A 22,267-nucleotide genomic window follows, 5' to 3' on the forward strand; every position below is an offset into this window, starting at 1 on the left:
TTTTGAAGGCTTATGTTTATTTAGTAGGCGCAGGTCCTGGAGATGAAGAACTAATAACAATCAAAGGATTACGTTGTATTCAGGAATCAGATGTTATTTTATATGATCGATTGGTTAACAAAAATATTCTTAGAGAAGCTAGACCAGATGCAGAATATATAGATGTTGGTAAATCACCTACTAACCATACTTACACGCAAGATGAAATTAACAACTTAATAGTAAAAAAGGCATTGGAAGGAAAGGTTGTTTCCCGCTTAAAGGGCGGGGATCCTTATGTTTTTGGTAGAGGAGGAGAAGAAGCTATTACGCTGAGAGAAAAGGGAATTCCTTTTGAGGTTATCCCGGGAATTACCTCGGCTATTGCTGTACCAAATTATGGGGGGATTCCAGTCACACATAGAAATGTAAGCACTTCTTTTCACGTAATTACCGGACATGAAGACCCTACTAAAGAAACATCTACTGTCAACTTCGAAGCCCTATCAAAACTAGAGGGTACATTAATTTTCCTGATGGGTGTGGGAAATTTAGAGAAAATTGTGAAGTCACTTTTATATTATGGAAAGTCCAGTGAAACCCCAATTGCCTTAGTGCATAGAGGAACGACCAGCAACCAAAAAACCGTCACGGGAACATTGCGTAATATTGTCACTTTAGTAAAAGAAAAGGGCATCACTTCTCCTTCTGTTATCGTAATTGGAGAGGTCGTAAAGTTCCAAAATAAATTAAACTGGTTTGAAAAATTGCCTTTACAGGGACAAAAAATTTTAGTCACACGGACCAGAGAGCAAGCTAGTGATCTTACTTTAAGGTTAAAAGCGCTGGGTGGAGAAGTGATAGAGTTTCCAACAATAGCAATTCGGCCTCCAAAAGATAGGGATATGGTATATAAAAGGTTAAAGAAAGTTAATCGAGCCCAATATGTGATATTTACTAGTGTAAACGGTGTAAAAGCGTTCTTCGAAGCAATAAAGCATATTGGAATGGACGTTAGGGATATGGGATCTGGAAAGATTATAGCCATAGGCCCGGCTACAGCAAAAGCACTAGAGGATAAAGGACTATTGGTGGATATTATACCTGAAAGTTACGTTGCAGAAGGGATCATAGAAAGTTTACAGGGGCTAATCAAAAAAGGTGACACGGTTTTTTTGCCAAGGGCTAACATTGCACGAAAGGCCTTAGCAGAGGGTTTAGATGCTCTGGGTGCACAAGTAGAAGAAGTAGACATATACGATACTGTAATACCAGAGGATAGACAGGGAGAATTAGCCGACATCCTTGAACAAGATATTGATTGGATTACCTTCACAAGTTCCTCCACTGTTAGAAACTTTATGGCAATGTTAGGCAGTGAAAATAAAAAACGATTAAAAAATATAAAATTTGCAGCAATTGGCCCAATTACTGGAACAACAGCTAAGGAATACGGGTTACAGTTAGATGCACAAGCAAAATCCTATACAATTGAAGGATTGGTAGATGTAATTTTGGAGGCGAGAACAAATGAAGTTAATACAAAGACCTAGAAGACTAAAGAAAAACCCTGCCTTGCGTCGGTTAGTAAGAGAAACAAATGTAAATATATCAGATTTAGTTTATCCAGTTTTTGTAGTGCATGGTAAAAATATAAAAGAAGAAATTACATCTTTACCAGGACAGTATCACTTTTCCGTAGATATGCTACAAAATGAACTAGCAGAAATAATAGACTTAGGAATTAGTAGCATTATCGTTTTCGGAATTCCTGATAAAAAAGACCCTGGTGCTTCTCAAGCTTATGATCCTAATGGTATTGTACAACAGGCGGTAAGAGAGATAAAAAAACTTTATCCAAATTTATTAGTTATTACCGATGTATGCTTATGCCAGTATACGGACCATGGACATTGTGGGTTAGTGCAGGATGGAACCATACTAAATGATGAGACTTTAGAAATTTTAGCAAAGGTAGCTTTATCCCACGCTGAAGCAGGGGCAGATATTGTAGCTCCCTCTGATATGATGGATGGTAGAGTAGGGAAGATACGAGATGTATTAGATGCAAATGGTTTTATTGATACAGCTATATTAAGTTATAGCGTAAAATTTGCTTCAGCATTTTATGGCCCTTTTCGTAGTGCTGCTGGTTCAAGTCCTCAGTTTGGGGATCGCAAAACCTATCAAATGGAGACCGGAAATCGCAAAGAAGCTTTTAGAGAAGTAACCTTAGACCTGCAAGAAGGGGCTGATATGGTGATGGTAAAACCTGCTTTAGCCTATTTAGATATCATAAGGGATATAAAAAATCAATTTAATGTTCCTTTAGCAGCATATCAAGTTAGTGGTGAATATGCCTTAATTAAAAATGCTGAAAAAACTGGCATTGGTAATGAGGAACTGTTAATGCTTGAAACTTTGACCAGTATTAAACGAGCCGGTGCGGATATCATTATTACCTACTTTGCAAAGGATATGGCACGTTGGATAAGGAGGAATCAACTTTGAAACAAGAAAGATCTTTAGAAATTTTTGAGGCATCTAAAAAAATTATTCCCGGAGGTGTTAATAGCCCTGCCCGGGCTTTCTCCTCTGTTAATATGACCCCTCCGGTCATTAAAAGAGGAAAAGGTGCGTATCTGTATGATGAAGACGGGAATACGTATATCGATTATGTTGGGTCTTGGGGACCATTAATTTTAGGGCATTGTCATCCAGAAGTGGTAGAAAACCTAGAAGGTGTTTTGCAAACTGGAACAAGCTTTGGTGCCCCTACGGAAATTGAACTAAAAATGGCACAACTGATTACTGAGGGTATGCCATCTATAGAAATGATCAGGATGGTTAATTCAGGTACTGAAGCTACAATGACAGCCCTTAGGTTAGCTAGAGGGTATACAAAGAGAAATAAAATTATTAAATTTAATGGTAATTATCACGGACACTCGGATTCCCTTTTAATTAAAGCGGGTTCAGGAGCCCTAACCCATGGAGTCCCTAATAGTCCTGGGGTAACACCAGAAGTTGCAAAAGATACCATTACTGCTACATATAATGACATAGATGACATTAAAAATATTTTCAATCAATATAGTGAAGAGATTGCAGCAGTAATTGTAGAACCAATAGCAGGGAATATGGGTGTTATTCCAATGACTCAAGCCTTTGCTCAGACCTTAAGAGACTTAACAGAGAAGTATGGTGCACTGTTAATATTTGATGAAGTTATGACAGGCTTTCGTGTAGCCTTTGGTGGTGCACAAAGTCTATATGGTATTAAACCAGACTTAACATGCTTTGGCAAAATTATAGGAGGAGGCCTGCCTGTAGGCGCCTTTGGTGGAAAGAAGGAAATTATGGAACACTTGTCACCGACGGGACCGGTGTATCAAGCGGGAACATTGTCTGGTAACCCGTTAGCAATGACGGCTGGATATACAACTCTAAAAATATTAAAAGAAAATCCTCAAATTTATGAAAAAATAGAGTCCCATGCTGCAGCGTTAGAGAGTGGATTTAAATCAATTGTAAAAGATTTAGAAGTATCAGCTTCCTTTAATAGAGTCGGATCAATGCTGTGTATGTTCTTTACTGATGAAACTGTTATTGATTTTGATACTGCTAATACCTCAAATACAAATCAATTTACCTTTTACTTTAAAGAGATGTTAAGCAGGGGGATTTATATTGCACCTTCTCAATTTGAAGCAATGTTTATTTCCAATGCCCACGGAAAAGAAGAAATAAATAAAACCATAGAAGCAGCCTACGAGAGTTTAAAATCCTTAAAAGAAAGTTTGTAATAGATTGCAAAAAAATAGGGTAGCAAATGACTACCCTATTTTTTATGTTTTTGAGCAAATACCATACTTAAACCCTTTGAATAGTAATCTCATTAGCATCTTTTATATGGTTTTCGATCTGTGCGATGATATTTGAAATCTCAGCATAAGCACCTATTTGTTCTCCATCAACAATAACCCTGAAAACTTCTTTAGAAGGAGTAGAAGGATTATCCAGTGCTTTCTGAACGGCTTCATAGGTAGCTGGTCCTGCAAATCCATCTACAGCAAGATCATGATCCTTTTGAAAGTTTCTTACGCCCCGCTCGGTTCCAGGACCAAACAATCCGTCGATGTCCATATCGTAATAACCCAGCTCTTGGAGCTGTCGTTGTAAGTCTTTAACCATTTCGCCGCGGTCACCTCTTTTTAAAGCCGGTGATCCAGTCCAATTAGTTTGTGTTTCCTTAGGGTCTAAATTGTAGTGCTGTACGATTGCTTCTGCAATAGCTTCTGCACAGGTCCTTCGATAGCTATCCGTTCTTAGTTTTTGCATATCCCGATAGTTGGTCATAAATCCACATTCAACTAAAACAGCAGACATGTCTGTTTCTCTTAAAACATGAAAATTAGCCCCTTTTAATCCTCTATTACGCATATTTGTTTTTTCAATAAGTTTTTTATGGATTTCATTGGCAATATCAAGTGTCCTTTGTGGTACAACGTTATGCACATAGGTTTCTAGTCCGTTAGCATTGTTCCACCCGCCAGTACCAAAGGCATTGGCATGAATACTGATAAAAAGGTCCGCCCCCCAATTATTTGCTTTATCTGTTCGCTCACGTAGAGGTACATCTCTACGACCTGTTGGATGATCATGAGAAAAAATGGTTTGAACATTTTTATAGTTTTGTAAGATTTCATCTAAATAACCTGCAACGACAACATTAAATTCAAATTCCTTCATACCATCAGGACTTTGTTTTCCCGGAGTATTAATACCATGACCAGCATCAATGCATATTTTCATATAATTCCCCCTTTAGTTTTTTAAAGTATTATTCTCCATATATAAATAACAAAGAGTTACTAATTATAGTATGTTAATTAGTCAAGAAAATTGCATAACTATACTGCTCATCTTTAAAAGCAAAACTGGTAGTATCACAACTTAGTTATATCGTTTATTTTTAAGAAAACAGGGTAATATTTAGATATAGATAAACTTATAAAAAATACAGGAGGTAGATATTATGTCAAAAGATTTTCATACAGCAGTTAAGGAAAGACGTTCAATATATGGAATATCAAAAGAATCACCAATATCAGATGAAAAAATCCAAGAAATTATTGATTTTAGTGTATTGTATACCCCTACAGCCTTTAACTCACAAAGTGGAAGAGTTGTACTTTTATTAGGAAAGCACCATGACAAACTTTGGGACTTTACAAAAGAGGCCCTAAGAAAGATTGTAGATGCTGAAAGTTTCCCTCAAACAGAAGAAAAAATCAATTCATTCCAAAGTGGTTATGGTACGGTTTTATTTTTCGAGGATCAAAATGTTGTTAAAGGGTTGCAGGAAAAATTCCCTTCATATAAAGAGAACTTCCCTCTATGGTCAGAACAAGCTTCGGGTATACTACAGTATATTGTATGGACTAGTTTGGAATTAGAAGGACTTGGGGCAACACTACAACACTACAATGGTCTAATTGATGACGATGTACAAAAAGAGTGGAAAACACCAGAAAATTGGAAATTAATTGCCCAGATGCCATTTGGTAAGCCTACAGGACCGGCGGGGGAAAAAGACTTCCAACCATTAGATGAAAGAATTAAGGTGTATAAATAAATAAGCTTGTACAGTTTGTTAATAGCATATAATTTAAGATGATAAAATGTATAGTAAATAGAAAATAAGAACAAAATCTTAATTGATTATGTTCTTATTTTTGTTAGTAGCGTGAGAGGAGTATGTATGCAAATAATTGATGCACACTTGCATTTTTCCGCCGTTAAACGATTTATAAACTGTGCAAGTAAAATAAGTAAAGAGAACTATTCTGTAGAGGGATTAGAGCAATTATTAGTGAATAACAATATTGTGTATGCTGTTGGAATGGGCATAGAAGAGACGAGCAATAAGGCTTTTCCAGACCACCTACAATCAAATCCAATGGGTTTAGACTTGAATGAACAACTTCCTTCAAAAATCCGATGTTGTATCGGTATTAATCCGATGTCATTGAAAAAGAATTTTAAAACAGAGATTAAAAAGATTATAGAATCACTAAAAAGCATTAAGGTTATTGGCATCAAGCTATACCCAGGGTATTATCCTGTATCTGTAACAGACCCTATATACGAACATATTTTTGAGTTAGCAAAGGAGTATCAAGTTCCGATTGTAATTCATTGTGGGAAAACCTATGCGATAAAAGGATATTTAAATGAATCTCATCCCTTAAATGTAAATCAAGTTGCCCTTAGAAATCCAAGTGTTAAATTTATTATTGCCCATTTAGGTGACCCTTGGGTTATGGATACAGCTGCAATTATTTCGAATAATGACAATGTGTATGCAGATTTGTCTGGGTTAATAGTAGGAGATGAAAAAGCGATTAACAAGCGGTCAACAAAATATTTTGTTGAGCATATACAAAGGGCCTTAGATTATGCAAATAGCTACGATAAAATTTTATATGGTTCAGACTGGCCTTTGGTAACGATGGAATATTATATTGATTGGATTAAACAATTAATTCCATCTGTATATCATAAAAAGGTTTTTTTTGATAATGCGTTGAATGTATATAGTGGGTTGAAAATTTACATTTAACACAAGGGGTGAAAAATGTGGAGTTTATAAATGCGTATTTAGAAAAGTATAGCCAGAAGCAAGATTATTATAAAAAATTAGGCGAGTATTGTGAAGCGCTATGTAAAAAACAATTGGATGAAAACGGTATAAGATCTATTGTGAGTAGTCGTGTTAAACCGCTAAAGAGTTTAAAAAATAAAGTTTATTATAGAAATGAAGTTGTGGGATTTAAAAGTATAGAGGATATAGAAGCGGATATCCGGGATAGGGTTGGTGTGAGGATCGCCTTATATTTTCCACCAGATAGTGGAGAAGTCGAAAAAATTATTCATGCATTGTTTGACATAGTTGAAGAACCTGCTCGCTTTGAAAACAGTTCTTTGGCGTATGATTCAAGATTTTCAGGATATAGAGCATGGCATTATAAAGTAAAATTAAAGACAGATACATTTTCCGAAACTGATCCCTATGATGGCGAAGTGATAGAGATCCAAATTGCCTCTATGTTAATGCATGCCTGGGCAGAAGTAGAGCACGATTTAGCGTATAAAGCTCCTGAAGGTGGCATATCAGATCTTGAATATGCTTTGTTATCTCAGCTTAATGGAATTGTCCATACGGGTGAGGTTATTTTAGAGCAATTGAAATATGCCATGGAAAAAAGAATAGAAGATAATAAAAGAAAATTCTTAAATCATTATGAGCTGGCTTCGTTTATTTATAAAAATCTTTCCCAAGCAAAGAAAGCATATATTAACGAACCGACATTAGGTCGTGTAGATGTATTGTTTAATTTGCTTAAGAAATTAGATAAACATTATCCAAAAGCGGTAATGGAATATTTAGATATTATTGAAACACAAATGAAGATGGATAATCATTCGATTAGTTACCAGTTAATAGAAATAATACTTTCTCAAAATGAAAACAACTATAACGTATACTATGATATTATTTCTTCCATAAGGGAACCTATGGTAGGGGCGTATAGTTCAGACTTTGAAACAAGATATATGCATAATGAAAATAAAATAAATGCTTTCTTATCCAAATGGGTAGAATTAGAAAGTTTTATAAGGCATTACGTAAGTGAAGAAAGTTTCGATATTAAACGAATTAATAATAGACTACAAGAATTGCTGGGTGAAAATATTGGAGATGTTATTTTAGACGCGTACAAAATAAGAAATGGTATCGTACATGGCATTCACGTGCCAGAAACCAAAAAAATAAATCAAGCAATCTATAATATTGATAAAATTTTAAAAACAATAAAAAAGTTAAATATGGCCATAAATAAACCAACGAAGGAAAGAAAAATTGTTTAGGAGAGATCAAAGGATCTCTCTTTTTTTATTTAGTTGTTCATCAGTGATATAAATCACTGATTTTTACAAGAGACTATTTTAAAATAAGGATATAAATTTAAGGAGGCGTAAGCATGAGTTTATTTCTAGGAAAAATACATTACTGGCTGTACAATAAAATATTAAAGTTTGAAGCAATTGAAAAAGATATCGTAGATTGGAGCAGGCAAGAAGGATTACCTGTTGATGAATGGTTAAAATCAGACTATAAAATTTATGAAAAACCATTAGAAGGGGAACCTCTAGAAAACATTATTAATACAGGAAACATTCATGGATGGTTGCAACAAAAGATTAGCCAATCAGAATTGAGGCAAGCAGATTTAATTACAAAAATACTTAATAAAGATAATAACTATGAGAGAAACTTAACAGATATATTTATTAAACATGGTCAACTTTCGGCAAAAGATTTTGATGGAGAATCGCCAGACTCACCTGAAATGATGTATAATATGCTTAATGACATTATGTTAGAAGGGATGCCTTGCGACAGACCAAGTACAGTTATAAAAAATGATGATAAAGCATTTACATGGGAAACAACAGTTTGTCTTCATAAGCGTTATTGGGATCAAGTGGGTGGAAATGTTGAAATGTTTTATAAACTAAGGGGTCATTGGGTAAAAGCTTTTATTGAAACCCTTAATCCGAATTATAAATATGAAAAAATCAAACCCTATGTTCAAAGTATAGTAGAAGTTTAATAATAAGCAAGGAATTTGCATAAATATATCTATAAAAATATTTTAAAATAGAATTTAATAATTTATTCAATCTAAATGAAAAGAAGAGAGCTATAGACATTGAAATAAAATGGCGAGCTCTTTTCTTTTATTCTTTTATTAATAGAATTAGTTCTAAAGTATTAGTTACAAAAGACATAGAAAAGGGTATAATTAGGTAGACAATAGGGTAATTATATGCTTTTTCGGGACGTACAAAAGCAATAGGTCTGAGTAGAAAGTTGGGATAGCTTGGAAGACTTAAAGAATAAAATAAAACAAGGTACAAATAAAGGATTTCTATTTAGAAACTTTAATAATAAATGTGATAATAAATGCTATGATATAGATCCTAAAAAGGAAGCGCTAAAGACAACGTTGATTTATGGAGCTTTAGGAGCCATGTGGATAATTATATTTGAATTAATTATAGCAATACTGCAGCAACGCTATAATACACTTACCTATATACTTACATATAGGGGTCTATTTCATTTTTTGGTTATGATAATATTTGTTTATTTTTTATTACAAAATAGAATGCACCTTTTAAAAAGTGCTTCTCAAAACATACAGAAGGCCTATTCTGAATTAAGTGCTACTTATGAAAAATTAACGGTTACAGAAGAAGAATTAAGAGAGCAATTTGAAGAATCGGAAAGAAAACAAAAAGCCCTTATTGCTAGTCATCAAAGACATGATTTAATTGTTGAAGGTTCTAATGACGGGATATGGGAGTGGGATGAAGAAAAGCAATCTTTTTACTTTACTTTAAAAACAAAAAAAGGTTTGGGTTATTCAGAAGGAGATATAGCAGATAGCTACGAAGCATGGTTAGAGCTACTTCATCCTGATGATAAGGACACTGCTGTTGGAAACTTAGATAGGTACTTTAAGTCGAAGGATGGTATTTATGAAAATACTTATCGACTTAAGGCTAAGGATGGGAGTTATAGGTGGATTCTTAGCCGAGGTAAAGCCCTTAGAGATAAAAAAGGAAAAATTGTAAGAATAGGAGGCTCGCATACAGATATAACAGAACAATTAGATTTAAGAGATAATTTAAAGAGAGAAATTATATTATCGGAAAATGTTATAAATAATGTATCGGTACTTATTGTTACTTGGGATCAAAATGGAAATATTAAAAAGTTTAACAAATTCGCTGAAAAAATATTTGGATACGCTGAAGCCGAGGTTTTAGGAGAAAATATAATTGATTTCTTTACTCCGGAAGCGGAAAAACCATCAATATATGATACATATAAACAAATTAAATCCGGTAAAGAAGTGAAAAACTTAGAAGGACAATTTTTAACAAAAACAGGAAAAAAAGTCGACATACTTTGGAACACAAGTATTTTATACCGTGACAATGAAAAAGTAGAAGAAGGTATATCTGTAGGGACAGATATTACTGAAAGAAAAAATATGGAACAAAAGCTACATACCCTAGCATATCAAGATGATCTTACAGGACTTCCAAACCGTGCCCAGTTTGAAGTGGATGTAAAAAGATTCATAGGGATGAAGGACTGTTTTGCAATTGTATATATGGATGTTGATAATTTTAAATATATAAATGATACATTGGGGCACTCTGCCGGTGATGCTTTACTAAAATATCTTGCAGGTACTTTTAAAAAGATTATTCATCAAGAGGATAAAATATTTAGATTAGGTGGCGATGAATTTGCCATCATATTTGGAAAATGTGTCAGTCGACAAGATGTTGAGGCAAGATTGGAAGAAATGATTGATGCCTTAAGAATTACATGGGTATTTCAAGGTAGAGAGTTTTTTATTTCCTTTAGTATGGGTACTGTGCTATTTCCGGAGCACGGACGGGATTACGATATATTATTGAAAAAAGCAGATACTGCTATGTATTACAGTAAGGAAGATGGAAAAGATAAGTTCACTTTTTATTCAGAAGAAATGCAAGAAAAAACAGTAGAATATATACAAATAGTTAATCAACTAAGATATGCAATTGAGAAGGAAGAATTTCAATTATACTATCAACCACAAATTGATCTAAACACTGGAAAAGTTACTGCTGTAGAAGCCTTAATTAGGTGGATGCACCCTGTTAGAGGGTTAGTTTCTCCTGGAGAGTTTATTGAACTTGCAGAGAACACTGGACAGATCCATGAAATTACAGAGTGGGTGTTGAAAACTGCTTGCAAACAAAAAAAGAAATGGGAAGAAAAAGGGTATCCTTCAATAAAAATGGCGATTAACTTCTCAGGGAAATCCTTTGATAAGATGAATTTAGCTAATGAAATTAATACATTGTTAAATTCAATGGAGATAGATCGTAAGGATATACAAATAGAAATAACCGAAACAGCGTTTATGTTAGATCTAGATGCAGCAGTAAATATGGTCAAACAAATAAGAGATATTGGTGTAAAAGTTGCACTAGACGACTTTGGTACAGGGTACTCCTCTCTAACTTATTTAAAACAGCTACCAATTGATACATTAAAATTAGATAGAGAATTTATAAGAAATGTCAAAAACGCCAATGAGGATGAAGTAATAGTGAAGACTGTTATTGAATTAGCCCATGCTTTAAATATGAGGGTGGTTGCAGAAGGAATAGAAACAGAAGAGCAACTTTGCTTTTTGAAAAAATACAACTGTGATGAACTTCAGGGTTATTATTTTAGTAAACCGCTACCAGGAGATGAAGTTGAAGCTTTATTAACAAATGAGTATCCCGTTAAACACTGCAAAATAATATAGTTACAAAAGGACATCAATGATCACTCAAATATTGGTGTTCTTTTGTTAGAAAAACTGTTCCTAACAATAATACAAACCTTAAGAAGTATTATATGATACAATAAAGTATATACTAATTTAATAAAGATTTTAGAAAATAGGAGGCAAACGCTGTGAAAGAAATGAAAGAAGTAACTAAAAAGTATTCTATAGGAGAGGAAATAGCAAATAGTATTACCCATGGTTTGGGCATTATTTTTAGCATAGTAAGCTTAACAATATTGCTAGTTTATGCTATTTGGAACCGGAGCCCACTGTCTATAGTTGCCTTTAGTATTTACGGACTTTGCTCCTTGTGCCTATATGTTTCATCAACTTTATACCATAGCTTTCAGAGCCCACATATTAAAAAATTATTTAGAGTATTTGATCACTCATCCATTTTTCTATTTATTGCCGGCACCTATACACCAGTAACCTTAATTGCTATGAAAGGGTACTGGCGAATCGGAATATTAACAGCAGTATGGGTCATTGCAACAGTAGGTATATTGTTTAAAATTGTAACTTACAATAAATTTGAAAAATATAAGTATGTATCCTTAGCCCTTTATATTTTAATGGGCTGGTTGGTTATTATTGCAATTAAACCAATGGTTGATATGGTACCAATCGGGTTCTTATGGTGGCTATTAGCTGGTGGTATTGTTTATACAGTTGGTACAATCTTTTATGCAATTAAAAAAATACCTTTTAATCACGCAATATGGCATGTTTTTGTTTTAGCAGGAAGCGTACTTCACTTCTTGGGTATATTTATTCATTTAAGTAACGTTTAAATTATATTCTTTACAATTTTATTTGCATTCTTCGACAAATTGAATATATAATGTATACTATATAACTAGAAAAGTGCATTAAAATTATTTCGAGGTGATTTAAATAATGAATTATAAAATTGTAGCAGATAGTAGCTGTGATCTGAGTTCATCATTGCAAGAAAAGATGGACGTTGGTTTAGTTCCACTAACAATCCAAATTGAAGAAAAAGAGTTTGTAGATGATGAAACAATGGATGTAGATGTGCTTTTAAAGGAAATGAAGAAAAGTAAGATGCCAATAAAAACAGCTTGTCCATCCCCAACGGATTTCTTAAAAGAGTATGAAAAAGCGGACAACATTTTCGTTGTTACATTGTCCTCTGGTGTAAGTGGCACATATAATAGTGCAGTAATGGCAAAGGATTTGATTTCCGAAAAGGTTGGTAATAAATTTGTTCATGTATTTGATTCTTTAAGTGCATCCGTAGGAGAGACCTTAGTAAGTATGAAGCTACATGAACTATTACAGAAAAACTATGATCGATTAGAGGTTGTTGACAAAGTAGAGAATTATATCAAAGAAATGAAAACATTTTTTATCCTCGAGTCTTTAGAAAACCTTATCAAAGCTGGTAGGATCAACAAATTTGTAGGTCAAGTAGCAACGGCATTATCAATTAAACCAATTATGGGCGCTGATAAGGGGACAATTAAACTAGTAGAAAAGGTTAGAGGAAGTAAAAGAGCCTTTAGACGACTTGTTGAAGTAATAGGGGAACAAGGTACTCGCATAGAAGATAAAGTTCTTGGTATTTCCCATTGTAACGCTCTTGAAAAAGCGGAGAATTTAAAAAAAGAAATAGAAGCTAAGTATAATTTTAAGGAAGTAATCATTGTAGAAATGGCTGGACTAAGCTCTGTTTATGCTTATGATGGCGGGATTATCGTAGCATTTTAATAGAATGATTATTCTCTTACTTAAATAAAGAATTAAAGGCAATCATGGATGACTGTTAAGTAAAACAAATACTTTTAGTCATCCATGATTTTTTATATAGGAGGAAGGGGCTTAGACAGCTTTGCTGTTGTAAGGAAACCTAGGGTTTCCTACTGAAAGTGGTGCTAGTCAATTTTTTATAAAATATTATTTACATAAATGGGTATATGATATATAAAGGGGGCGTTAGATTATGTCAAAAACATCGCGGGTTTCAAGTGTAGCAAGTAAGCGTATTCATAATAGTTATGTACATAGATCAAGAGTTGTTGAAAAGTCAGAAAAAATAGATCAAGTTAACCCAGTGTCAAAGGCTGATAATCAAACAGCCTACTCGTCAGGTAATTATCTATTTAGTTCAGACGTTTTTTACGAAAAAATTAATCAACTAAAAAAAGAATATAAAAATTTTTATCATGATCATAGAAAGTTAGAAGAGGCTATTGAAAATTTTGATCAAGAAAATGAAATGCTTACGCATATGAAAAACTTAATTGAGAAATATAATAACGCTTTAGTGTCGTTAAAGAAGTTTGATGCTGCCTTAGGAACGGATCATCTAAGTAAGATAAAAGATATATTAGAAGTGTTTGAAAATAACTTAGATGAAATTGGTATAACCGTTGATACAGAAACCAAAATGCACATAGACGAACAAAAATTTATTGATAGAGTAGAGCATTCAGAAAATCCTCTAAGTATGTTCTTTGATCCGATAAAAGGCTTGGTTATACGTCTTTACAAAGCTTTTAAGCAAATTAAATTACCCCAAACCAATACGAACAAGGAGTACTATGAAAGTACACAGGATAGAGGTATATCTGGGGCAATTATTGATGGATCATCATAGTTTTATAATTGTCACATAGTACTAAACAAGTTATAATAATATGGATGAAAAATTTCCGTTAAAATAAATAGATCACTTTAATAAGTTAAGATGAGATAATTGAATAATTAAATAGAGAGATAAAAATGTATTACCTGTTTTTAATTTGTTGGTTGTTTATTTAGATTGAATGATACAGACGAGTCCATAAATGAACAGGCCTTAGGTGAGCAATTATTTACAAAAATCTAATTACACAATTTCTTATAATTGTTAGGAGGACACTTTTTGAGTCATAAAGCAGTGGTTTTAGGATCGAATTATTATATTGGATTAAGCACAATAAGGTGTTTGGGAAAAGAAGGGGTAGAGGTAGTGGCTTTTGATTATTCAGAAGATGGTTCCTACGGACTAAAGTCTAAGTATTGCTCCGAGAAACTAATTGGGCCACACTATCGCAAAGAATCAGAGGCACTTGTAAAGTTTTTGAAGGATTTTGCAAGTAAACAAGATAAGCCACCGGTGTTAATACCTTGTGCAGATCCGTATGTAGAGTTTTTAGATAAACATATAGACGAGTTGAAAGAAAGCTTTTTAATCCCAAGTATAGAAAAGGGACTTTATACGAAACTTATGAACAAGGAAACCCTTCATACTGTAGCTTCTGAAAAAGGGGTAGCTGTTCCGGAGACTGTTCGAATAGACGAGGAAGACCTGTTTGAGAAAGTAGATAAAGTGCTTAAGTATCCTTGTATTGTTAAACCAGTAGATTCTCCTGCATTTGTAGCTAAGTTTAGAAAGAAAATGTTTACAGTGCATAATGAAAAAGAGCTACAAGAAGCGCTAGATCGATCAAAAGAAGCCGAATTAGAAGTAATTATACAACGAATTATTCCAGGATTTGATGATCATATGCATACATTTGATGCTTTTTTTAATGAAGAATCTAAATGTACCCATTGGATGACCTGTCAAAAATATCGTCAATACCCAATAAATTTCGGGGCTTCAGTATATACAGGACAAAAACATGTTCAAGAATTATATGATATTGGTGCTAAGTTTCTTGAAGAAGTGGGATATAAAGGTTTTGCAGAAATTGAGTTTAAAAAAGATGCAGATACAGGACGATATTATTTAATAGAGATTAATGTAAGAATAACTAATTTAAATAGTTTACTATATAAAGCAGGTTTAAATATGCCATATATAGCCTACCGAGAATTAATTGGACACCCTTTAGATCCAAAAAATATTAAGAAAAGTAACTATGTCTTTTGGTATGCTTATGAAGATCTGTTAGCAATTAAAGATTATGTAAAACGTGGACAACTTACTTTAAAAGAAATAATAAAATCATTAGCTAAACCAAAAGCCTATGCAATATGGGATATAAAAGACCCTATGCCTACAATGGCGTTTTTAAAAATTTTAGGTGGAAAACTATTGAGAAAAATAGGAATAAAAGGAACTAAATAGAAATATGAATATTTAGGATATTCTAAAGGGCATATAGCCTTGTATTGAGGGAAAGCGATATGGAACTTATTTTATATATGAGAGGTGCTATATTATTTGATTAAACTAAATGAACTTCTAAAATCAATTGATGTTTTAAAAACCACCCAAAATAAAGAAATCAAAATTTCAGGTATTTCTTATCATTCACAAAAAGTTGAGATCGGACATCTTTTTGTTTGTATTAAGGGTGAGAAAACTGATGGACATAAGTATTTAGCTCAAGCAGTGACGCACGGTGCAGTAGCGGCTATAGTTGAAGAGATACAAGATACTGTGGATATTCCACAATATGTGGTCAAAGATAGTCGAAAGGCTTTAGCGCAGCTAGGAGCTGAGTTCTATGGGCAACCATCGAAAGAAATGCAAATGGTGGGCATTACAGCTACTAATGGTAAAACAACTACTTCTTTTATGACAAATGCAATCTTTGAAAAACATGGATTAAAAACAGGGTTAATAGGGACAGTGATCGTAAAAATAGATGATACAACTGCTGTACCATCTCAGTTAACAACGCCTGAGTCTTTAGATTTACAATCCTACCTAAGTCAAATGAAAGAACGAGATGTATCTAATGTTTGTATGGAAGTATCATCCATTGCCCTTGAAATGAGTCGAGTTGAGAAAGTTGACTTCGATATTGTAACCTTTAACAATATAAGTAGAGAGCACATTGACGCCCATGGCTCCTTTGAAAAGTATTTTGAATCGAAATCGAGTTTAATAAAAAACGCTAAAGAAGGTGCAGTAGCAATCCTAAACCTTGATTGTCCCCATGTTTCATCTCTAGTAAATCAAACAAAAGCCCAAGTGGTTACCTTTGGTATTGAGAAAAAGGATGGACATGTTGTATGTAAAAACTTAGACTTATCAACAGGAAGAGCAAAGTTTACTGTAGAAATATTAAAACCTTTTACTGTTAAGGGTATCGCCTTGGAGCCTATGGCGTTTAATGTAGAACTATCTGTTCCAGGTTATCATTCCGTATATAATTCAATGGTGGCAATAATAATTGGATTAGTTTCTGGAATACCAGTCGCTACTATACAAGAAGGGCTAAAAACCTTTAAAGGTGTAGAAAGGCGATTTGAATTTATTTTTGAAGACGATATTAAAATAATTGATGATCACTTTGCAAATACAGGAAATATTAATGTAACTTTAGAAACACTTAAGTTTATGGATTATAATAAGTTACATCTAGTATACGCGATAAGAGGAGAACGTGGACCGGTTGTAAACAGAGAGAATTCAGAAGCAATTGTTAACTGGGCGGCGGATTTAGGTTTAGAAGAAATCGTTGCGACAAAAAGCAGGTCTCATGTTACAGACAAAGATCGTGTTACGGAAGAAGAATTATATGCTTTTAAAGATGTTATTGAAAAGGCAAATATAAAAACCCATCTATACGATGAATTACCAGATGCTATAGCCCATGCATTAAAAAATGTACAGCCTGGGGACCTAGTTCTTTTAGCTGGTTGTCAAGGAATGGATTTTGGAGCCCAAATTGCATTAGAGCAGTTACATAAAATGAGACCAGAATTACCAAAAGACAAATTATTTACGCCATTAAAGAGTCGAGTAGCTGGAATTTCATAAGGTATGGTATACTAAAGACCTCTAATGTATAGAGGTCTTTAGTATTATAAAATATATGATAAGGACTTAGAAGTTTTATTTTAAATAGAATATGTTATAATAAATGCTAAAGTGATTATGTGCATAAGAAAGGAAGAACAAAATGCTTAAACATATTGTTATGTGGAAGTTAAAAGACACAGCTGAAGGTGCTAATAAACTTGAAAATGCAAAAAAATGAAAAAACAACTCGAAGGATTGCTTAATTGTATTGATGAGATTCAATCTCTAGAAGTTGGTTTAAATATAAATGATGCAGATTCTGCTTATGACGTTGTACTATACAGTGAATTTAAGAATAAAAACGACTTAGACAAATATCAAATTCATCCGGAGCATTTAAAAGTGGGAGAGTTTGTAAAGAAAGTTAGATTAGAACGAGCTGTTGTTGATTATTTTGTAGAATAATGCAATTGTAAATGAGTACTAAGTTTTTATAGTAGTAGAGTAAACTAGGACTAGAAGAAGGAATAAGTATTTATATAAGATCCTACTTATGGTGGAGGTTCTATGATTTTACTTATTTCATTTAATAAGCGCAAAAAAATTATTGCTTTGATTATTTTGGTTTTATTTTCGCCTTGGTTTATTTTACTTATAGGATATTGTATAAATAAAGTGTACAGGAATGTACAAAGGGGGAGCAAACATGTTTAATAAAGGGTTTTTAATGACTTTAGGAATAAGCTTTTTTGGATATATGTCCGCATTGGCAATGTGGGGTGTACTAATGCACGGAGCCATAAATCCAGTAGAAATTCTTGTACAAGGTATTGGTTTTTCAATTATGTTTAGTTTGTTATGGCATTTATTTTATAAAAAGAATGAACATAAAAAATAGAAAGAGGGGAATACATTGAAGAAGAAAAAATCAAAAATGAGTAGCTTTGATAAAAGAATGTTAAAATCAATGGGGATATCTATTGTTATTTGTATGGTATCTGTTCTTTTATTTTCATTTATACCAAATGCATTATTTGATTATGATAGCGTTGAGGCATCTTACCATTTAACAACACATATATTACTATTTGCTGCTATTGCGACTATGATATTTTGTACTTACACAATTGTTGAAGTTATTAAAAATAACGGAGCTAACAATCAACAGTAATAAGAGCTTTCGTTATACAAGTAATCAAAAGGAGAAAAGAAATGAGTAGTATGTCAGAGGAACAATCTGTTAAAGTTTATAATATATTAGATCAACTAAATATCGATTATATAAAGTATGAACATCCTCCAGCTCACACAATGGAAATAATTAAGGAACTTAATATAGATACAGAGGAAATACATTGCAAAAATTTATTTTTACGAAATTCTAGTGGCAAAATTCACTACTTATTAATGGTGGAAGGATCAAAGCAACCTAATCTCAAACAATTAGCTAAGCAAATAGGCAGTACGCGGCTTAGCTTTGCATCAAAAGAGAGAATGGAAAAACACTTAGGATTAAAACCGGGAGCAGTATCTCCTTTAGGATTAATTAATGATGAAGAAAGAAAAGTCCAAGTGCTAATAGATAAGGACTTGATAGAAATTGAGAAAATAACTTTTCATCCAAATGTAAACACAGCCAGTGTAACCATGGATTATAAAGATTTTGAAAAATTTTTAGAATGGCGGGGAAACAAGTTAAGTATCGTAGAAATTTAATTAGAGAAAATGTCTAGAATAGCAAGCTATATTTTAGACATTTTTTCTTTATTAATTTTGAAAGTTATTGGTTTGAAATTAATGGTTTACAAAAAAAGGCAAAGCACATATAATACTTATACCTAATAAAATAATTTAAAAGATATAATCGAATAATCTTTTAAAATGAGGAATTAAAATGAATCTTAATAATAATGTAGAAAATGCACAATTAAATAAAGTATTAGTAGTAACCATTGTAATTAATTTGATTTTAGTCGTTATTAAAGTTGGAATAGGGTACCTTGCAAATAGTAGGGCCTTACTTGCTGATGGGGTTCATTCTATATCTGATGTAATTACATCGATAGGTGTAATTGTAAGTTTGGTTTTATCAAAAAAACCAAGAGATGAAGAACACCAATATGGCCACGAAAAGATAGAAACAGTTATTACGTTTTTACTATCCATTGTTCTTTTATACACTGGATTTAACATAGGGGTTAATTCCATAAGAACCGTTATGGCTACAGGTACAGCCAACATACCAGGCCAGCTTGCAGTTTTTGGAGCAATAATATCAGTTGCGCTTAAAGAATTGCAATATCAGTATGTCTATCGTGTAGGTAAAAGAATTGAAAGCAAAGCCCTAATGGCGGATGCTTGGCACCATAGGTCCGATGCGTTCTCATCTTTAGCCGCACTAATAGGTATTGTAGGGTCAAGGATGGGCGTAGATGTACTAGATGCTATCGCTGCGATATTTGTGTCATTGATTGTTATAAAAATTGGATTTTCCATATTTAAGGATTGTTTTCAGCTACTTATTGATGTGTCAATTAACCTAGATAAACTAGAAGAAATCAAAGAACTTCTCTTAAAGCATGAAGAGATAAAAAATATAAACGATATAAGAACCAGGAAGCATGGTTCAAAAGTTTTTATAGATTTAAAAGTGTGTGTTAGCTCCAAATTAAGTATATCGAAGGGACATCAGATTTCAGATGAGGTTGAACGAATTATTAGGTCTAAAGTAAAAAATGTAAAGGACATTGTTGTACACCTTGATCCATGTTTTCATGAGAAAGAAATTAAAGAAACCTGTCATATTTCTGAATGTAAAGACATATAATAATGTATTAAGGGTTAAGGGAGAGAAGAAGAATGAAAATTGAATACAAGAGAAAGATACTAAAGTGGTCAGTGTTTTTTGGTGCACTCATTTTAGCTCTGGGAATGGGACGGTTTCTGTAAGGAAACCGTCTTTTCTATATAAGAAAGTCCTACGTAATCGATTTACTCATTTAATTGATATTCATCATTGAAGAAAGTTTTATAACCAAGTTGCACAAATAAAATAACCGACAAAGACACACTACCAAGAATCCCTAACATAATTGCAATTTGATACTCAATAGCAGTAAGTGGGGAGACCCCAGATAAAATTTGTCCAGTCATCATGCCTGGTAGAAACACAATCCCCATACCAAGCATAGAATTAATTGTAGGTAAAATAGCTGAGTCAAAGGCATTGTTTACAATAGTTTTTGAAGCATCCTTAGGAGTTGCACCAAGCATTAACGCAGCTTCAACAAGATGTTTTTTTGATTGCATACCATCAATAAGTTGGTTAGTACCTAAGGCGATTCCGGTCATGGCATTTCCAATGATCATTCCACCTAGAGGAATGAAGTATCTGGGTTCATACCAGGGAGAAAGATTAATAACAATTAAAACAAAATAAACCAAGCTAACAAGGGTACCTATAATCATAGAAAAACCAATTACATGCTTTAGTTTTTTTGTCATATCGTGCTTCACACGCTTATATATATTTTTAACTGCAAAAACTTGCATAAGCATAAGCACAGCAATGGTTAATAAAGGATGTGGGTTTTCAAATAAATATACTAAAACATAACCTGTTAGAATAAGCTGTAATGTCATTCGGACTGTAGATAATAAAATCTCTCGTTCTCTGTTTATCTTTTTAATTTTTACAATAGCCAGTAATAAGGCAACAAAAATGTATGCTGCAGCAACTTGCCAGATTTGCAATTCAATAATACTATCCACCTTTAAACCTCCTTATTACTAATAACTCGTCCATCATTAATTTCGATAATATAATTAGAAAAAGATTTAGCAATTTCTCTTGAGTGGGTTACCATTAAAAGAGATTTACCCTTTTCGATAATATAATTACATACATTATTAATAACCAACTGTTCTGAGTCATCGTCTAAAGCAGAGGATGGCTCATCTAATAATAAAACATCAGGATCCATAAGAAGCACTCTCCCAAGAGCTAATCGTTGTTTTTCCCCACCTGATAAATTTTCAGCATCTTCAGTTAAATTTTTATTTAAATAAATTAAGTTTAAAACTTCTTCTAATTTAGTATCGTCAGGAATATTTTTTTCTGAGAAAATAATACCAGCAATCAAATTTTCTTTAATGTTACCGGGAAAAATTACAGGAGATTGAGAGAGCATAACAATATTGCGTCTATGTTCTAACGTATTTAACTTACTTAATTTATTATCTTTATAGAAAATATCTCCCGTAGATGGACTAATCATTTTATTTAATAATCGCATTAATGTAGTTTTGCCACTACCACTTTCCCCAACTAAACTAGTTATTTTATTTTCCGGGATAGATAAATTCTCTATACTTAAAATATCTTTATATGTAACGTTTATAAGCTCAAACATAAACTTCCCCCTTTCAGTTTAAATATCTTTTTAATAATATCTTAATTTTAACAAAAAAACAAATAAAGCACCTAAGTGCCTTATTTGTGTAAAAATATTAGTTATCATTATTGTCCATACCACCTGCATCATCCATATCATCATCCATGTCAGCTGCAGCATCATCATCATCATCCATATCATCATCCATACCAGGATCCATCATATCCATATCTAAAGCTTCACTTGCTAATCTTGTAAAAGTTTCATGTGTGGTTGTAGCGCCAGTGATAACGTCTACATCTTCTACGTTTTGAGATTCTATTAAAGCTTGTTCATAGCCTGGAAATGCTTCTGTTGCATCTGTCTCAGCAACATCTCTCCATCTGTCATTATATTCTTCATCTTCAGATTTAGGGTCACCCTCTTCATTTAGCTCTTCATAATTAACTTCTGTAATCTGTCCACCTTCTACCACAATTTCAATTTCAGCTTGCCAACCTCTATCAGTTGGTTCACCTTGAGCAGTGTAAGTACCATCTTCATACTGACCATCTCCTACTGGATCTGTAATCGGATCGTCAGCAGGTGGTGTTTCAGTACCATCTGGTGGTGGTGTTTCCTCAGGTCTACATCCTACAGCTGAAAATATAACTAGAAATGCAACTAAAAGCAATAGAAATAGTTTATTCTTTTTCAAAGTCAAATCACCTCAT

22 protein-coding genes are annotated in these 22,267 nt (G+C 33.1%); 18 read left to right on the plus strand and 4 right to left on the minus strand.

Annotated features, from left to right (window positions below):
• Positions 1 to 2 precede the first annotated feature (2 nt).
• From cobA to hemL, 3 genes are read left to right on the plus strand one after another with little or no spacing between them, the layout of a single operon-like run.
• Positions 3 to 1,532: a uroporphyrinogen-III C-methyltransferase gene (gene cobA, locus RH915_RS09175; protein ID WP_310479533.1), complete on the plus strand. Its 1,530-nt coding sequence runs from the start codon at positions 3 to 5 to the stop codon at positions 1,530 to 1,532.
• Complete coding sequence (gene hemB, locus RH915_RS09180; protein ID WP_310479534.1) at positions 1,510 to 2,490, plus strand: porphobilinogen synthase; 981 nt, start codon at positions 1,510 to 1,512, stop codon at positions 2,488 to 2,490. Before cobA ends, hemB begins: the two co-directional genes overlap by 23 nt.
• The gene (hemL, locus tag RH915_RS09185) at positions 2,487 to 3,785 is read left to right on the plus strand and encodes a glutamate-1-semialdehyde 2,1-aminomutase (protein WP_310479536.1); all 1,299 of its coding nucleotides are present in this window, start codon (positions 2,487 to 2,489) and stop codon (positions 3,783 to 3,785) included. Before hemB ends, hemL begins: the two co-directional genes overlap by 4 nt.
• Before the next feature lie 67 nt (positions 3,786 to 3,852).
• Here the strand turns inward: hemL and RH915_RS09190 are convergent, their stop codons facing one another.
• Positions 3,853 to 4,794: an N-acetylmuramoyl-L-alanine amidase gene (locus tag RH915_RS09190; protein ID WP_310479538.1), complete on the minus strand. Its 942-nt coding sequence runs from the start codon at positions 4,792 to 4,794 to the stop codon at positions 3,853 to 3,855.
• A 223-nt stretch (positions 4,795 to 5,017) separates the two neighbouring features.
• Between RH915_RS09190 and RH915_RS09195 the strand changes: the two genes are divergently transcribed.
• The 15 genes from RH915_RS09195 (at position 5,018) to RH915_RS09265 (ending at position 19,987) form a co-directional block, all read left to right on the plus strand.
• Complete coding sequence (locus RH915_RS09195; protein ID WP_310479540.1) at positions 5,018 to 5,617, plus strand: nitroreductase family protein; 600 nt, start codon at positions 5,018 to 5,020, stop codon at positions 5,615 to 5,617.
• A 126-nt stretch (positions 5,618 to 5,743) separates the two neighbouring features.
• Positions 5,744 to 6,604: an amidohydrolase family protein gene (locus tag RH915_RS09200; RefSeq protein ID WP_310479542.1), complete on the plus strand. Its 861-nt coding sequence runs from the start codon at positions 5,744 to 5,746 to the stop codon at positions 6,602 to 6,604.
• 17 nt (positions 6,605 to 6,621) lie between these two features.
• Positions 6,622 to 7,914 carry a RelA/SpoT domain-containing protein gene (locus RH915_RS09205; RefSeq protein WP_310479545.1) on the plus strand — a complete coding sequence of 431 codons (1,293 nt, stop codon included), beginning with the start codon at positions 6,622 to 6,624 and terminating at the stop codon, positions 7,912 to 7,914.
• 113 nt (positions 7,915 to 8,027) lie between these two features.
• On the plus strand, positions 8,028 to 8,660 hold the full coding sequence (locus RH915_RS09210) for a hypothetical protein (RefSeq protein ID WP_310479547.1): 633 nt from the start codon (positions 8,028 to 8,030) through the stop codon (positions 8,658 to 8,660).
• 270 nt (positions 8,661 to 8,930) lie between these two features.
• Complete coding sequence (locus tag RH915_RS09215; RefSeq protein WP_310479549.1) at positions 8,931 to 11,429, plus strand: sensor domain-containing protein; 2,499 nt, start codon at positions 8,931 to 8,933, stop codon at positions 11,427 to 11,429.
• Positions 11,430 to 11,590: 161 nt separating this feature from the next.
• Entirely contained in the window at positions 11,591 to 12,247 is a 657-nt protein-coding gene (gene trhA, locus RH915_RS09220; RefSeq protein WP_310479575.1) for a PAQR family membrane homeostasis protein TrhA, read from the plus strand.
• Positions 12,248 to 12,353: 106 nt separating this feature from the next.
• Positions 12,354 to 13,187 carry a DegV family protein gene (locus RH915_RS09225; protein ID WP_310479550.1) on the plus strand — a complete coding sequence of 278 codons (834 nt, stop codon included), beginning with the start codon at positions 12,354 to 12,356 and terminating at the stop codon, positions 13,185 to 13,187.
• A gap of 232 nt (positions 13,188 to 13,419) precedes the next feature.
• Positions 13,420 to 14,076 carry a hypothetical protein gene (locus tag RH915_RS09230; protein ID WP_310479551.1) on the plus strand — a complete coding sequence of 219 codons (657 nt, stop codon included), beginning with the start codon at positions 13,420 to 13,422 and terminating at the stop codon, positions 14,074 to 14,076.
• A 267-nt stretch (positions 14,077 to 14,343) separates the two neighbouring features.
• Complete coding sequence (locus tag RH915_RS09235) at positions 14,344 to 15,534, plus strand: carboxylate--amine ligase (protein WP_310479552.1); 1,191 nt, start codon at positions 14,344 to 14,346, stop codon at positions 15,532 to 15,534.
• 96 nt (positions 15,535 to 15,630) lie between these two features.
• Positions 15,631 to 17,178, plus strand: a complete 1,548-nt coding sequence (locus RH915_RS09240) for a Mur ligase family protein (RefSeq protein ID WP_310479553.1) — start codon at positions 15,631 to 15,633, stop codon at positions 17,176 to 17,178.
• Positions 17,179 to 17,394: 216 nt separating this feature from the next.
• Complete coding sequence (locus RH915_RS09245; RefSeq protein WP_331618381.1) at positions 17,395 to 17,625, plus strand: Dabb family protein; 231 nt, start codon at positions 17,395 to 17,397, stop codon at positions 17,623 to 17,625.
• Positions 17,626 to 17,866: 241 nt separating this feature from the next.
• Complete coding sequence (locus RH915_RS09250; RefSeq protein WP_310479554.1) at positions 17,867 to 18,058, plus strand: hypothetical protein; 192 nt, start codon at positions 17,867 to 17,869, stop codon at positions 18,056 to 18,058.
• Positions 18,059 to 18,073: 15 nt separating this feature from the next.
• The gene (locus RH915_RS09255; RefSeq protein ID WP_310479555.1) at positions 18,074 to 18,331 is read left to right on the plus strand and encodes a hypothetical protein; all 258 of its coding nucleotides are present in this window, start codon (positions 18,074 to 18,076) and stop codon (positions 18,329 to 18,331) included.
• Positions 18,332 to 18,372: 41 nt separating this feature from the next.
• On the plus strand, positions 18,373 to 18,876 hold the full coding sequence (locus tag RH915_RS09260) for a prolyl-tRNA synthetase associated domain-containing protein (protein WP_331618382.1): 504 nt from the start codon (positions 18,373 to 18,375) through the stop codon (positions 18,874 to 18,876).
• 178 nt (positions 18,877 to 19,054) lie between these two features.
• Positions 19,055 to 19,987 (plus strand): cation diffusion facilitator family transporter, encoded by a 933-nt coding sequence (locus tag RH915_RS09265; RefSeq protein WP_310479556.1) that lies wholly within the window; start codon positions 19,055 to 19,057, stop codon positions 19,985 to 19,987.
• A gap of 164 nt (positions 19,988 to 20,151) precedes the next feature.
• Here the strand turns inward: RH915_RS09265 and RH915_RS09270 are convergent, their stop codons facing one another.
• From RH915_RS09270 to RH915_RS09280, 3 genes are all read right to left on the minus strand, one after another.
• The gene (locus RH915_RS09270) at positions 20,152 to 20,931 is read right to left on the minus strand and encodes an ABC transporter permease (RefSeq protein WP_310479557.1); all 780 of its coding nucleotides are present in this window, start codon (positions 20,929 to 20,931) and stop codon (positions 20,152 to 20,154) included.
• Positions 20,932 to 20,933: 2 nt separating this feature from the next.
• Complete coding sequence (locus RH915_RS09275; protein ID WP_310479558.1) at positions 20,934 to 21,572, minus strand: ABC transporter ATP-binding protein; 639 nt, start codon at positions 21,570 to 21,572, stop codon at positions 20,934 to 20,936.
• A 97-nt stretch (positions 21,573 to 21,669) separates the two neighbouring features.
• Positions 21,670 to 22,251 carry an FMN-binding protein gene (locus RH915_RS09280; protein ID WP_310479559.1) on the minus strand — a complete coding sequence of 194 codons (582 nt, stop codon included), beginning with the start codon at positions 22,249 to 22,251 and terminating at the stop codon, positions 21,670 to 21,672.
• Positions 22,252 to 22,267 lie beyond the last annotated feature (16 nt).

This window comes from Serpentinicella sp. ANB-PHB4, assembly GCF_031432315.1.
In the GTDB taxonomy this organism is placed as follows: domain Bacteria; phylum Bacillota; class Clostridia; order Peptostreptococcales; family Natronincolaceae; genus Serpentinicella.